Genomic DNA, 15,025 nt, shown 5'->3' on the forward strand with positions numbered 1-15,025 from the left:
ACTAGCAACGCCTCAATGTGTAACGAGATTAATCATTTGTTGAAATATTAGTTATTTACAATGTATGGTGAGTGACAAGTAATCAGATGTGAGTGAGTGCAAAATAGTTTACCGCTGAGATTGTTTGCTACTGATGAATAGGCTTCAACGGTCATACTGGTGCCTAAACGTTTGGTCTAAAGGACTTAAGTTACTAGGGACATAACATGATTAATTTTTTGAAGTCACGCAGTAACGGAAAAACCGTTTTACTGCTGTTTATCGCCGCCAACGGTATATATATCACCATGTTGGCCTATAGCATTCCAAAGGTGATGGCGTTTTCAGGTGGTTTGCCACTGTTCGATATGTCACCGATGGGTTACAGCTATAGTGATGCGATGGCGTTACTGGACCAACTTGGAGAGCAAGGGCGGCACTTGTACCTGACACTTCAGCTGGTGTTGGATCTGTTTTATCCAGCGCTATTTGGGTTGTGTTACTTCTGCTTAACCCAATGGCTCATGACGGCTGGAAAGGTTAATCATCAATTTTGGCAGACCATCGCTAGGTTGCCTCTGTTTGTTTGCCTATTTGACTATTCTGAAAATATTGGCATTGGGATGATGCTGACGCAATACCCTTCCATTTCTGAATCATTAGTATCTGTGACAAGCTTTTTCACTCTAGTGAAAAGCCTCCTAACTATGACCTACTTTTTGGGTCTGATCGCTTTATTAATTTTTCTCGCTTATAAAGTGATAACCAAAAAAATGGCTAGTTAAGAGCAAATAACGCATTTTGGTGCCACTACACATAGGCGGTTCCTTAAAACCAGAAATTATTAGGACACTATGAAGACAGTACATTGGTTGTTGATGGGGTTAGTGTTGTTCGCCAGTGCCACCGTGGCGAGTCAAACCGAGTTTCCGACCTGTGAGGCAGCAACAAAACTACAAACAGAGATTCACTTATATATCGATGCAAGTGTGCTTGACCAATACTCCGAAGAATATGTCGAAGCCAAGCTTACGGCATGGGAGTCCTACGCTAATTTGGTGTTGTCTAACTCGTGCATACCTATCGAGCGCAAAATAACTAAAGTGACCTATAACTCGGCGATCGATTCTTATTGGTTTCAAGATCTTGAGGCCGCTAGAGAGCTATTGCAATATCATTTAGCGGATCCTATTGCTGAACAATCAGCCCAAGGTTTTCCTGTATTCACGGGCATTGTATTTGAGAGTTGGCTAGACAGTTATCACTCAAAGTACTGTGGTTTTGCCTCTCATCATTCTTACTTCTTTGCCATCGCCATTAATTGCCGCGATGCCACTTTTGAACATGAATTAGGCCATCTCAGTGGCGCGAGCCACGATAAGCACACGTTATTGACCATTGATGGGGTAGATAGTATCTCGGCCTACCTGACGGGACACTATCCAATGAAGAAAGCGTATTCTTTTGGAGCTAGGTGTGCTGAGCGAGGCACCGTTATGTCGTATGCAGCGGATACTATACCAGCCTATTCTAGCCCAAGTTTAATAGTGGATGGTCAGGTGTGTGGTGATAGTGAAACGGCTGATAATGCTCGGGTGCTTAAAGAATTCGCGACTAGATATAGTCACATTGATGAGTGACTGATAGAGATAGCTGAAATTAAGTAGGGTGAACGTATATGAGTTCACCTAAAAGACGTTTTGACAGGCACTATTGCAGATACTTATTAAGCACCTGTCATTTAATGAGTGTTGTTATGGCGTTGTTTGTATACGTCGACGCGTAAAGAGAAGTATGTATAGGCCACCAAGCCAAAACCCTAGCGATCCACCAGACTTAGGGCTGGGAGATTCTGGTGGATCTTCAACATCAACGCAGTATCCCCAACTGATACAAGGGTCTACTACTGGCAGTTCATCGACAACAGAAATAGAAATAGCCGTGAGATAATCTGGGTTTTCTTCGGTGCCATTGCCATCCCCCCAATTAAGTACATCTGATACTGTAATTTCATTGGGTGTTTCCAGCCTTGGAGCTTCAAGTGTCACGGTACAACTATCACCACTGGGTAATAGGGTGGGGCAGTCGTTTGCTGTAATAGCGAAATAGGATCCATCCGATAAAAAAGGGCTGATCACCTTATCCTCAGATGTCAGGTTTTGAACCTTAACCAAGTAACTAGGTTCGATTGAGTTCACTTTAACGTATGTTTCCTCAATGATTTTAGAGGCGTTAAGTGTATCAATGCGATCTACAATAAAGTCCCAGTATGGTGTCAGGGTTGCAAAAGAGTTTCCGTACTGACCGTCATCAGGATTTCCAAACACCGATGAAGCTACACCAATGACTTCTTGGTTATCATTGTACAGTGGTGTCCCTGAGTCTCCGCTGTATGCCGCTTGGTTCGTCCGTATCGTTGTAATATAACCAAGGTAACGAATCTGCATGTATTTTCTAATTTGGCCAATTAGGTCATCAGGGTTTAAATCCTCATAGGCAATATCGCTACAGTCTTCCTCGAAGTTGCCACCAACTTTGTAAAATAACTGATAGTTACACTCTAATGTGAACTCGCCAGCGTTGACCTCAATAGGGATTTTACGGAGTGTATTTACGCTATCTTCGTTAGGCCCTCCACTGCCCCACCCCATAAATGTAAACGTGTCTCCCGATTTAATATTAAAGAGGTCAGTTACTTCGCTATGGTCGATGTATCCACCCTCTTGAATTTCATCAAGTTCTTTGAGGCCATTTTGAAGTGGTGCCGTGTATTTGTACGATATTGGATGGTCTAGCTTAGCAATCGCTAGGTCATATGAGTAATGCCACCAATATATTGGCTTGTCGGGATGTATATTGGATTGATTGGTTTCCTCGCTAGAGCGAGCATCTTCACCATAGAGTTCTTCATAAATCCATCCACCCATATGGTCACTGCGTTTGCGGTATCTGAAATTAGCAGCAACAAGTCGGTCATGAATTTTATCCGTGTAAACTTCACGCATGTATTCACCTTGAGCGATCTCGTCTCGCTCATTGCCATACATCGTAACCTCACCGTTGTAGATTAGGTTATCAATCTGAAATTTCTTTAGGCCACGGTAAATCTTTATGTCGGCGCTATCACCATCGTTTGCTTCATACTCAATCGGCAAACAGTGTCGAGCCGTCAATATCCACTCACCTGCGAGCAATTGCGCTCCGCAGCGCCCTGCTGACGTTTCGATATGAACCATTGAGTCGAAGTTTGCGTACTCTTGCTGAGTTACATCAGTGCCAAGAATAACCCGAGGAGAGTGTTGAGTCGCTGTAGCTTCGGTGACGAACCCCGCTAACGCGGTGATTGTTACCAATGCGAGTGAAGAGTTTTTCATAGTTATGTCCGTATATCATTTATGCCTAGCATTCATTGCATTGGCATCATCCATGTGATCGGTTTAGTTAGCGTCCAATTTAAGCAAGCTAAACTTAGGTAGGGCTATAATTATCTGATATTTCGCATTATTTTATTAACCGTCATACTGTAAATCAAAAGAAATGCGTAGTTTTGACGATGACTTAACATTAATTTTTGTAAGGGCATATGTTGCTTAGGCGAGGAATGCGTTAGCACTAGTTGTTGGTAAAAGATCTTCTGTATCGATTAGTAAGGACATAATGTGTTTAGGTATCGAGTAAAAAAGCAGTTCAATAGGTTTCACCTACTGATTTAATAGAAACCTCCGAATTTACCAATCTCTTAGTTCGTTGCAATATATCTCCATCGACGCAGGAAAGCGTTAACCACTACAAACAACTAAGAGAGAAACATCATGATCAACACTGAAATCAAACCATTCAACGCAACGGCATTCAAGCAAGGCGAGTTTGTAGAAATCACTGAGCAAGACGTAAAAGGCAAGTGGTCTGTATTCTTCTTCTACCCAGCAGACTTCACTTTCGTATGTCCTACAGAACTTGGTGACCTAGCGGATCACTACGAAGAGCTTCAATCACGTGGCGTAGAAGTGTACTCAGTATCGACTGACACTCACTTTACTCACAAAGCATGGCACGATAGCTCTGACACAATTGGCAAAATCAACTACTTCATGGTAGGCGACCAAACTGGCACCATCACTAACAACTTCGGTGTTATGCGTGAAGGTCAAGGTCTTGCAGACCGCGCAACGTTCCTTGTTGACCCAGAAGGCGTTATCCAAGCAATGGAAATCACAGCTGAAGGTATTGGCCGTAACGCTGAAGACCTAATGCGTAAAGTGAAAGCAGCGCAGTACGTTGCAGCAAACCCAGGTGAAGTTTGCCCAGCTAAATGGAAAGAAGGCGAAGAAACACTAGCACCTTCTCTAGACCTAGTCGGCAAAATCTAAACCGCACTGACTTTAGAGCGCCTAACAATTAACTGTTTGTCCCGGACTACTAGCTGCGGCAAGTCATCAAAGAGTTAGGCGCTCTTTTCTTTACCACCAAATGCATTACCAACAAGCCAAAGTCACTGTGTCACTTGCGCCCCCTTTTTAGTTACTCCCTTTTTAAGCAAGACCGCATTTCGTTCAGTCAGTAATGAGTGAACAACCAGACTCAAATGAATTTAGGAATAGGCACTATTATGTTAGATCAAGCCATGAAGCAGCAGTTGAAATCGTACCTTGAGAATCTTAAGACAGAGGTACAATTGGTATTAAGTTTGGATGATAGCGATACCGCCAGTAAGCTCCATCAGTTGGCGACAGATATTGCCTCATTGAGCAGCAAAGTATCTGTGATTGAAACGGGTACATCGGCTCGTAAACCCGTGATGGAAGTTGTTAATCCAACCAAGGGTACTAGCATTAACTTTGCTGGCTTACCAATGGGGCACGAATTTACCTCTTTGGTACTGGCACTTCTTCATAGTGGCGGTCACCCAATAAAATTGGAACAAGACGTTATTGACCAAATTGCCGAACTTGATAGCGACCTCAACGTTGAAGTCTTCATTTCATTGTCGTGTCAAAACTGCCCAGAAGTGGTTCAATCGTTCAACATGATGTCTGCGATCAATCCACGTATTAAGACTACAATGATTGACGGCGCAGCATTCCAAGATGAAGTGAAATCACGCGACATAATGGCGGTGCCAAGTGTGTTTATTAATGGTGAGCTGTTTGGACAAGGCCGTATGTCACTGGCTGAAATCCTCAACAAAGTAGACACTGGCGCAGCTGAGAAGAAAGCGCAAAAACTGAATGACCAAAAACCGTTTGATGTGTTAGTCGTTGGTGGTGGTCCAGCTGGTTCGTCTGCCGCAATTTACGCAGCGCGTAAAGGGATACGCACCGGTATCGTTGCAGAACGATTTGGCGGTCAGGTAATGGATACCATGGCGATTGAAAACTTCATTTCAGTCAAAGCCACAACAGGGCCAAAGCTGGTTGCTAGCCTTGAAGAACACGTAAAAGAGTACGGTGTGGAAGTGATCACCGAGCAGCGTGCAGCGAATATTATCGACGCATCAGAAACAAAAGATGGTTACATTCATGTTGAACTAGAAAGCGGGGCAGTGCTTAAGGCGCGCAGCGTCATCACTAGCACAGGTGCTCGCTGGAGAGAGATGAACGTACCGGGTGAGCAAGAGTATCGCAATAAAGGTGTTGCTTACTGCCCACACTGTGACGGTCCATTGTTTAAAGGAAAACGCACAGCAGTTATAGGTGGTGGTAACTCAGGTATTGAAGCGGCCATTGATTTAGCGGGTATTGTAGAGCACGTTACCGTACTAGAGTTTGCCGATACGCTACGTGCAGACCAAGTATTGATTGATAAAGCCAACTCGTTGCCAAACATCGACATCATCAAAATGGCACAAACGACTCAAGTCATTGGCGATGGAACTCGCGTTACGGGACTTGAATATAAAGACCGTGAAACCGACGAAATCAAACAGATTGAATTGGCGGGTATTTTTGTTCAAATCGGCCTAATGCCAAACAGCGAATGGCTAAAAGGCACCAAAGTAGAATTGTCGCCTCGCGGTGAAATTGAAGTTAACGCACACGGTGCAACCTCAATGAACGGTGTGTTTGCAGCCGGAGACGTCACCACGGTTCCGTACAAGCAAATCATCATTGCGATGGGCGAGGGTGCAAAAGCGAGTTTAGGAGCGTTTGATTACCTCATTCGTAACCCTGCACCAGTAACTGTTGCTGAAACTTTACAGTAATACATTGGAACGACCACAAACTAACAAAGTCGCAGAATATTCGCTGCGACTTTTTTGTATGTGTAAAAGGGTACGTAAACTACTAAAACCAAGCGACTGCGGTCACGTATAGTGAAGAACCTTAGTAAATATTTACCTCCTTTTTTAGTTGCCTGTATCAATTTAAATATGCAAAAAGGGATTTGGACGACTAAACACATTTTGACAACGCTAATCCTTTAACCGCTCGTTGTTTAGGGCAAACCAACTCTCTAATCTAGGTATAAATCCATAAGGAGAGTAGAAGATGAAAAACTTCAGTCCAATATCTTTAGCACTAGGAATCGCAATAACTGCGGTTGGCTTTAGCTCTGCAATTTACGCCGAAGAAATTAAAGTATGGGCTTGGGACCCTAACTTTAACGTAGCAGCTATGAATGAAGCAGCGGAACGCTATCAAAGTGTTGATTCCAGCTTTAATTTAACAGTGATCGACTCGGGAAAAGAGGACATTGAACAAAAGCTTCATACAATGCTTGCGTCCGGTGTGACCAAACACCTTCCTGATATTGTACTCATAGAAGACTACAACGCACAAAAGTACATTCAGGCTTATCCAGGATCATTTTTACCATTGCAAGACTACATAGATTATCAACAATTTGCTCCATATAAAGTTGAGGTAATGAAAGTAAATAATGATGTATACGGAATCCCATTTGACTCAGGAGTCGCTGGTTTATTTTATCGTTCGGATTACTTGGAACAAGCTGGCTTTACGCACGACGATATGCTCAATATTACATGGAAGCGCTTTATTGATATTGGTAAACAAGTAAAGGAAAAAACTGGCAAATATATGCTAACACTCGATACTGACGATGTTGTCTTGCCTCATATAATGATGCAATCAGGAGGAGAGTGGTTTTTAGACGAAGAGGGTGAACTCAATCTCGCAAATAACAAAGCACTAATCGAAACGCTTGAGACAATTAAGGCAATCAGCGAAGCAGACATAGCTAGGCCTACTTCTGGGTGGTCGGAATTGATAGGAGGGTTCAACAGCGGTGATGTAGCTACGGTGACGTCTGGCGTATGGATTATGGGGTCAATTAAGAACGTGCCGGATCAAGCGGGTAAATGGCGGGTTGCTCCTATTCCAAAACTTAAGGTAGAAGGTGCTAAGCACGCCTCAAACCAGGGTGGATCAAGTTGGTACGTCTTGAGCACGACTAAAAATAGAGAACTGGTGATTGATTTTCTTTCAAAGACCTTCGCGTCTGATGTCAATATGTATCAAAGCTTGTTGATTGATCGTGGCGCAATGGCCACTTACCTCCCTGCCGGCAAGGGTGAAGCCTATCAAACTGCAGATCCGTTTTTTGGTGGACAACAAGTGTTTGCTGACTTTTCTTTATGGGTAAATGAAATACCTCAAGTCTCGTATGGCATGTATACACAAGAAATCGATGATGCAATTAGTGCGTCAATACCCGCAATATTGAAAGGAGCACCAGTAAAAGACGTGCTTACTCAAGTTGAGCAAAACCTGAAATTTCTACTAATACAATAATCCCATTCGCCGCTTGTCACATTGGCAGGCGGCAACTTTGCGAGTTCCTTGGAGCAATTTTTAATGCATAGTACACAATTTTTATATGAAGGTTGGTGGTTTGGCGCCGGTCATCACGTTTTATCGTCACTGAGCAATTTAGATAACTATCAGCAAGTCACTTTACCTCATAATAGTGTGGATCTCCCACTGAACTATTTTGACGAAACAGTTCTACATCAGGATTTTACTTACCACAAAGTAATTACAATTAGCGAGACGCAAATAACTCGCCAACAGGTAATGACATTTCAAGGGGTCATGTGTGACGCCCATGTTTATGTAAATGGAGTGCTTAGCAAAGCGCACAGTGATGGATTTACATCATTTGATGTTCATCTAAATCCATTTTTAAAGCTAGGTGAAAACTTAATTACCGTGACACTTTCGGGTAAAGAAAATCCAGCAATTCCGCCATTTGGTGGCAGAATTGACTACCTTTGTTTTCCTGGTATATATCGCGATGTAACAATTTCTGAATATGACGAAGTTCGAATAAAAAACGTAAAGATAGACACGCTGAATGTACTGCACGAACCACATGTGCAAGCCTCTATTTTTTTGGAAGAGTTTTCGGATGATTATCCAGAGCTCATCATTGAGGTTCGTCTTTTAGATAGTGAGGGTAAAGAAATTGCACAGCCGAGAACTGTGCGTTCTAAGAGGCATTCACAGCGGTATAGTGTGGAGCTAAATCCTGTCTCTAAAATTGAACTTTGGGAGCCGTCGAATCCTGCATTGTATACGTTAGAAATTAGTATAATGGGCAAAAGTGTAGAGGATAATTACAGTCGCCAATTTGGATTCAGGGAGGCTAAGTTTACGCCCACTGGATTTTATCTAAATGGTAAGCTGTTAAAAATTACAGGTGTAAATCGCCACCAAAGCTTTCCTTATAAAGGATACGCTATGGGTAAGCGTGCTCAACAGTTTGATGCTGATTATATAAAGCATCGATTAGGGTTTAATCTAGTAAGAACATCTCACTATCCACAGTGCCCCCATTTTTTAGACCGTTGTGATCAAATAGGGTTATTGGTATTTGAAGAAATTGCAGGGTGGCAGCATATAGGCGATGATGCCTGGCAGAAAAGAGCAATAGACAATGTGCAATCGATGATTGAGCGAGACTGGAATCATCCGAGCATAATTCTATGGGGAACGCGCATTAATGAATCCCCCGATGATCACGATTTTTATTCAAAGACTCACAGTATGGCGAAAACCCTAGACCCTTCTAGACAGACTGGAGGAGTGCGCTGTATTCAAAACAGTGAGTTGTTAGAAGATGTCTATACGATGAATGATTTTGTACTTAGCGATGACCAAATTAATCCAAATGATGAGATAGCACTAAGAACACCCCAATCAGTGACTGGTCTAACACGTTCGGTTCCATATCTGGTGACTGAATACGGGGGACATATGTTTCCCACTAAGAAAGCAGATTGTGAAAATTGGCAACAAGAACATGTCATGAAACACTTACGAGTCCTGGATGCTAGTTACGGAAATGCGAGTATTAGTGGTGCCATCACATGGTGCTTATTCGATTATAATACTCACCGAGATTTTGGCAGTGGAGATAAGGTCTGCTATCACGGTGTATCTGATGCCTTTAGAACGCCAAAGTTCGCAGCATACGTTTATGCAAGTCAGCAGCCCGCAACTGATGTTCCTATACTCAAGCCTGTCACCTATTGGACTCGTGGAGAGAGACCTGCCGCAAAAGCACTTCCGTTGATTATATTAACCAACTGCGACTCAGTAAAAATCACACTTGCTGATGGTCAGAGTCAGTTTTACTTCCCTGATAGATCTCGCTTTCCTCATTTACCAAATGCACCGATAGTGATCGACGAATATAGTATTGGTGATCTCGAAATTGGAGGTTGGGGTTTAACCTGGGATGACGTTAGATTTACAGGGTACCTCAATGGCGAGATTGTCGAAGTCTGTGAGTTTTCAGGTTCACCAGTGCCAACAACACTTGAACTTGATGTACAAACGTATCAGTTATATGCGAACTGCAATGACAGTTGTAGAATAGGTGTTGCAGCTCTAGACCAAAAACAACAATGCATGCCTTATTTCGACGATGTATTATCGATTACGACATCAAGCAATTTAGCTGTTTGTGGGCCAAACCTTTTAACATTAGATGCCGGTAACAATGCATTTTGGGTAGTGGCGGCACAGGCTGGCGAAGCGAGTATTGTAGTTGAAAGTCGATATTTTGGAAGAAAGGTCATTAACCTAACTGTGGTAGAAGACTAGCTTTTTTCAAGTGGAAATTTTAATGGTGAGGCAGCAGAAAAACTGTCTCTCCATTTCATTTCATGACCTAAAGTCACGCATTTGTTATAGGCGCGCCCATTGAGCCGTTCAACAAACAAATCGATAGCGGCCTCGCCCATTTCTTTGGCTGGCAGCCATACGGTCGATAGGGGAGGTGTCATTGTTTTTGCCATTGGAATGTCATTCATTCCTACAATTGATATATCCTGAGGGATTCTCAATCCAGTTTCTAAAATCGCCCTATACACACCTATCGCAATAATGTCTGTTGCTGCAAACACTACATCCGGATAGTACTCTTCTTTAAGTATTTCGCGCATCGATAGATAGCCTTCTTCGATGCTAAATGTGTTTGTAATCTTACAATATGCGTCTTGATAGCGGCCATATTGTTGAGTCAGTTGCCTAAATACATGTAGCCTAGTCTCGTCATTTCCAATAAAGGCTGGAGATTGAAAACCACTGTGTAAAATAGTCTTAACTACATCTAACGCTGCGTGATGTCTATCGAACATGACGCTATCACTTTTCATTCCAAGAGGGTTTGAATCTACAAATATAAGTTTGTTTGAGCAGCTTTGAATTTGTTCAATTTGTGTACTAGAAAAATGACCTACACAGACCACTGCATCTGCTTGCGTTAGCAAGGGAAGATTGAATTGAATTGTTGAGCTAAAGATGTGATGCGGAATTAGGCATAATTCTTCAGCACGCTTTTCAATCCCTATTCTAATGGATGTAAAATAAGGGTCTAAACACTCGTCATCTGAATTCAAAAAATGAATGACGATCAAACTCGTAGCACTACCCGAATGCTTAACAAAATGTGATCTGGAAGTGATGAGGTTTTCAGCGGTTTTTCGCTTACGCTTTTCTTTGGGAGTTTGGTAGTTTAACTCTTTGGCAACTTTTAATACTAGTTCGCGGGTGGCCTGACTAACAGATAAGCTGCGGTCATGATTTAGGACACGGGAAATAGTGGATTTGGATAGCCCAGTTTTTATTTTTATGTCATTAAGAGTCGTCATTTTTCCCGAAATGTGCTCGTATAAGCTAAGTCCACTTTGCCTCATTAGACAAGTAAAGTGCAATAAATCATCTAGGTTTGTGACACTATCTGCAACAATATAGCGTTGTGTAAAGGTGACCAGTAACCCCAAGTCATATGGTGGTGAGAATTGAGCTTTGCTTGCTATTAGTCGAGAGCCCTCATGTTATCTCAATATTTATTAAGCGAAAACATACATCGTATACCACCCACTCTTGTTATGCCAAAAAGGGATAGTGCTCGAAACTTACCTTCTTAAACTCATCGAACGTTTTTCAAATCAAAGTTTGAAGCATCGTACTGGCCAAATCGCAACTGCCGGAAGCCAAAAGCTACCACAGCGATATGGCGATTCACTTCGTTTTCATTTGCAGCACCATTCTAATTACCGATGGCTAGCATTAGGCGTGGCAGGTTGGATGAGGTATGTGTCTGGTGTGGATGAAAAGGGCAGGAGATAGCGATCAATGATCCTATGGCAGATACGTTTAAAGCGATTTATGACAAGCATGGGCTCAGTGCGAACGTTGTGCCTGAGTTATTAGCGATTAAGTCTATCTTTGGCTCGGACTTAAAGAATCAACATGGCTTTGTGAACACCGTGACTTCGGCTTACCAAAAGCTGCTTAATGTTGGGGCAGCAAAAACCGTTATGACCACTCAGAAATAATAGCGTTAGTGGTAGCGCTTTCATTTTGTTGCTGGTTTATTAGGCCAGCAATCCACAATTGTTAAAACTTTACCCTTCTAGATATCGACCAAAGCCACCTTTCAAGCGCGATTGGACGCTTTAGATCACGAAATTACCCACAAAATCGCTATTGTTTATAAAATGAGATCCACTTCCCTGAATTTGTGTGTGCAGTCCTTTAATCTTCATTTCAAGAAAGCGGTTCCTTTTAGTCTTTCTTCTATTAAAAAGGCGTTATGGGTCAATGTAACTGTTTTATCGTTTGCGTGGCCACAATTACAGCCTTATAACAAATTATTGCGCTCCACTAAGCGCATTTTTTTGAAAGCCAAAAGGTAGCGGTTTCTTTTTGGATGAAAAATCCACAATTAATGTGAATAAAAAGGATTACGACATTATGTTTAACAAAAGCGCTGTTTCTTCACTTGTTATCGGTTTGATGGCTGCGGGCTCTGCAATTGCAGATACCTCAATCCAGCAAGGGGGCGAAGTTACCATCCCTGCTATCGGTACAGGTTTTGTTGAAAACTTTAACCCTTATACAGTTAAAGATTTGATGGCTGGTACTATGTACGAGCCACTTTTTATACATAACGGTAAAACTGGTGAAATCGAACCTCGTTTGGCTGAATCGATCACTGTTGCTGATGACCTGATGTCTGTAACCGTTAAAGTTCGCCCAGATTTAAAATGGTCTGATGGCACTCCATTGACCGCAGAAGATGTAGCATACAGCTACAATATGACTAAAGAGACTCGCGCATTCGACGTAAAAGGTATTTGGGGTGACGCAGGTAAACTAGACAGCGTAACAGCAACGGACGAAACAACGGTTGTATTCAAAATGAATGCCGCTGATTCGACGTTTGTTTGGGGCCTAAAAGACTACTTCATCGTTCCTAAGCATATCTGGGGCGAAGTTGAAAATCTAACCACCTTTACTAACCCAAATCCAGTGGGTAACGGGCCTTTTACCGAAGTTGCACTTATGCGCGCACAGCAAATGAAACTGTGTCGTAACCCGCATTACTGGCAGGCAGCTGAAGGCCGTCCTTACCTAGATTGTGTTGTTGCTCGTTCATACAATGACAACTCTCAAATTCAAGCTGCACTGATGAAAGGTGAGATTGATTGGGGTTCAAACTTCATTGCCGATATCGACAAAACGTTTGTAGAAGCGGATCCAGAAAACAACCATTACTGGTACCCAGGTAACGATGCAATCCATCTTTACATGAACACTAAGGCGGCACCTTTTGACAACCTAGAAGTTCGTCGCGCCCTGTCTATGTCTCTTGATCGCGAACTGATCGTTGATATCGCTGCGTACGGTTACCCAACGCCAAACCATTACCTTGGCGGCCTAGGTGACTACTTTGACTCTTACGTCGACAAAGATATAGAGAAAAAATACTCTCAATACACGTCGTACGATCCAGAGCAAGCAGCTGCAATTCTAGACAAAGCGGGCTACACCGATAAAAACGGTGATGGCTTCCGTCAACTGCCAAATGGCGATGCAATTTCATTCGACATTGAAGTGGTAAACGGCTGGACTGATTGGGTTCAAAGTGTACAAATCGTAACAGAGATGTTTGAAGAAGTTGGTATTAAAGCCAATGTTAAGACTGTTGACTGGTCTGTGTATGACAAGAACCTAAAAGACGGCAACTACGCCATGTCAATTAACTGGTCAAACACAAACAATGCGCACCCAATTCAGTCTTATCAAGACTACTTTGCAGCGAGTGCTGTAGGAACTTCATGGCACGCAAGCCACGGCATTTTCTCTAAAGATATGTCTGAACTAATCGAATCTTTCGGTAGCACTAACGACGCGGCAGAGCAAACTCGAATCATCAACACGTTGCAAGAGTTTACCGCGGAAAACATGCCATTTATCCCACTGTTCTCTAACCCAACTTGGTTTCAGTACCGCACCGAGAAAGTAGTAGGTTGGCCAAATGCGGAAAACCCGTACATTCACCCTAACTACTACCAAGCAGACAAAAAAGTGAAAATCTTCGACAACCTTCATCAGAAGTAATCGAATAGGGGAAGGCCATCAGTAAGTTGGGACTGGTGGCTCTACCCACTCTATACAGTCAACCCCCTAGACTCTCCTCGTTCCTCTCACTGTTGAGGCGGGAGGAGAGTTGCCCAAACCTTTTTGATTTCGGTGTTTTGCCGGTTATAGCACTATCTTGGGATGTCTTATGAATTTTATCGTTCGCCGCTTTAGTTTTTATCTAACGGCTTTTTTTGTGGCAATAACTTTTAACTTTTTCTTGCCACGCATAATGCCAGGAAGCCCCGTCGACGCTCTTTTTGCAGCAGCTGGTGGCAAAATGGATCTTTCTCAAATGGAAGCCGTTAAAGAAATGTACGGCTTTGTCGATGGCTCTCTTGCAGAGCAATACTTTGCCTACATTAAAAGTGTTTTCACTTTAGACCTAGGGCCATCGGTATTGATGTTTCCTACAGAAGTGACCCACGTTATTGGTATGGCGCTTCCGTGGACCATGTTCCTTGCACTTGGTTCTCTGATAGTCGCGCTGATCATTGGAGTAAGCATTGGTACTTACGCATCTTACCGACGTGAAGGTTTTTTTGGACAAGTCGTTCCGCCTGTATTGGCGTTCATCAGTAACTTTCCTTATGTTGTTACCGCGCTATTGCTGTTCTACATCTTCGGTCTAAAAATGGAGTTGTTCCCACTTGGCTACACCTATGATCCTAACTTAGTGCCTGGATTTACTTGGGAGTTTATTAGCAACGTGGCCTACCATGCTGTGCTACCAATGGGTTCGATGATTTTGGTCGGTATCGCAACATGGGTATTTAACATGCGTAACGCGATGATCAATGTGTTGGGCGAAGACTACGTCACCATGGCGGAAGCGAAAGGCTTAACCAGTTTTAGAGTGATGTATCGCTACGCTGGACGTAATGCAATTCTGCCTGTTGCAACCGCTATTGCGATGGCAATTGGTTTCTCTTTTGCGGGCTCGATTTTGACGGAAGTGGTGTTTAACTACCAAGGGCTTGGCAACATATTGCTAAAGGCGATCACCGCGCGTGATTACCCGCTTATCCAAGCCATCCTTCTTATCTTAGTGTCTGCGGTACTCACCGCAAACTTTGTCGCCGACCTGTTATACGTATGGCTTGACCCACGTATCGACGAATAACGCAGTAGCAGAGAAAGAGAACAAT

12 protein-coding genes are annotated in these 15,025 nt (G+C 42.9%); 10 read left to right on the forward strand and 2 right to left on the reverse strand.

The genetic code is table 11. The features are described from left to right. Positions 1-206 precede the first annotated feature (206 nt). A complete protein-coding gene (locus ST37_RS00790) occupies positions 207-764 on the forward strand; it encodes a hypothetical protein (protein WP_084882609.1) in 558 nt (185 codons plus the stop codon). 69 nt (positions 765-833) lie between these two features. Then, on the forward strand, positions 834-1,619 hold the full coding sequence (locus ST37_RS00795; RefSeq protein ID WP_084882611.1) for a hypothetical protein: 786 nt from the start codon (positions 834-836) through the stop codon (positions 1,617-1,619). A gap of 114 nt (positions 1,620-1,733) precedes the next feature. On the opposite strand, the gene ST37_RS00800 is transcribed toward ST37_RS00795, so the two are convergent. Then, a complete protein-coding gene (locus ST37_RS00800) occupies positions 1,734-3,353 on the reverse strand; it encodes a trypsin-like serine protease (protein WP_084882614.1) in 1,620 nt (539 codons plus the stop codon). A 438-nt stretch (positions 3,354-3,791) separates the two neighbouring features. On the opposite strand from ST37_RS00800, the gene ahpC reads away from it, so the two are divergent. The 4 genes from ahpC (at position 3,792) to ST37_RS00820 (ending at position 10,049) form a co-directional block, all read left to right on the forward strand. Further along, complete coding sequence (gene ahpC, locus ST37_RS00805) at positions 3,792-4,349, forward strand: alkyl hydroperoxide reductase subunit C (RefSeq protein WP_084882615.1); 558 nt, start codon at positions 3,792-3,794, stop codon at positions 4,347-4,349. Between the two features lie 239 nt (positions 4,350-4,588). Next, the gene (gene ahpF, locus ST37_RS00810) at positions 4,589-6,181 is read left to right on the forward strand and encodes an alkyl hydroperoxide reductase subunit F (protein WP_084882618.1); all 1,593 of its coding nucleotides are present in this window, start codon (positions 4,589-4,591) and stop codon (positions 6,179-6,181) included. Positions 6,182-6,467: 286 nt separating this feature from the next. After that, entirely contained in the window at positions 6,468-7,733 is a 1,266-nt protein-coding gene (locus ST37_RS00815; protein ID WP_084882620.1) for an extracellular solute-binding protein, read from the forward strand. Positions 7,734-7,796: 63 nt separating this feature from the next. After that, positions 7,797-10,049 (forward strand): glycoside hydrolase family 2 TIM barrel-domain containing protein, encoded by a 2,253-nt coding sequence (locus ST37_RS00820; protein ID WP_084882623.1) that lies wholly within the window; start codon positions 7,797-7,799, stop codon positions 10,047-10,049. Here the strand turns inward: ST37_RS00820 and ST37_RS00825 are convergent. Continuing rightward, positions 10,046-11,098 (reverse strand): LacI family DNA-binding transcriptional regulator, encoded by a 1,053-nt coding sequence (locus tag ST37_RS00825; RefSeq protein WP_172400899.1) that lies wholly within the window; start codon positions 11,096-11,098, stop codon positions 10,046-10,048. The two genes, ST37_RS00820 and ST37_RS00825, sit on opposite strands and share 4 nt — an antisense overlap. Before the next feature lie 256 nt (positions 11,099-11,354). Between ST37_RS00825 and ST37_RS20175 the strand changes: the two genes are divergently transcribed. From ST37_RS20175 to ST37_RS00840, 4 genes are all read left to right on the forward strand, one after another. Beyond that, positions 11,355-11,579, forward strand: coding sequence for a hypothetical protein (locus ST37_RS20175; RefSeq protein WP_242426169.1), 225 nt, complete (start codon positions 11,355-11,357; stop codon positions 11,577-11,579). A 14-nt stretch (positions 11,580-11,593) separates the two neighbouring features. Beyond that, on the forward strand, positions 11,594-11,788 hold the full coding sequence (locus ST37_RS20180; protein WP_242426170.1) for a hypothetical protein: 195 nt from the start codon (positions 11,594-11,596) through the stop codon (positions 11,786-11,788). Positions 11,789-12,206: 418 nt separating this feature from the next. Continuing rightward, positions 12,207-13,856, forward strand: a complete 1,650-nt coding sequence (locus ST37_RS00835; protein ID WP_084882626.1) for an ABC transporter substrate-binding protein — start codon at positions 12,207-12,209, stop codon at positions 13,854-13,856. A gap of 169 nt (positions 13,857-14,025) precedes the next feature. After that, positions 14,026-15,000: an ABC transporter permease gene (locus ST37_RS00840; RefSeq protein WP_084882628.1), complete on the forward strand. Its 975-nt coding sequence runs from the start codon at positions 14,026-14,028 to the stop codon at positions 14,998-15,000. Positions 15,001-15,025: the final 25 nt, after the last annotated feature.

Source organism: Vibrio sp. qd031 (assembly GCF_002100145.1).
In the GTDB taxonomy this organism is placed as follows: domain Bacteria; phylum Pseudomonadota; class Gammaproteobacteria; order Enterobacterales; family Vibrionaceae; genus Vibrio.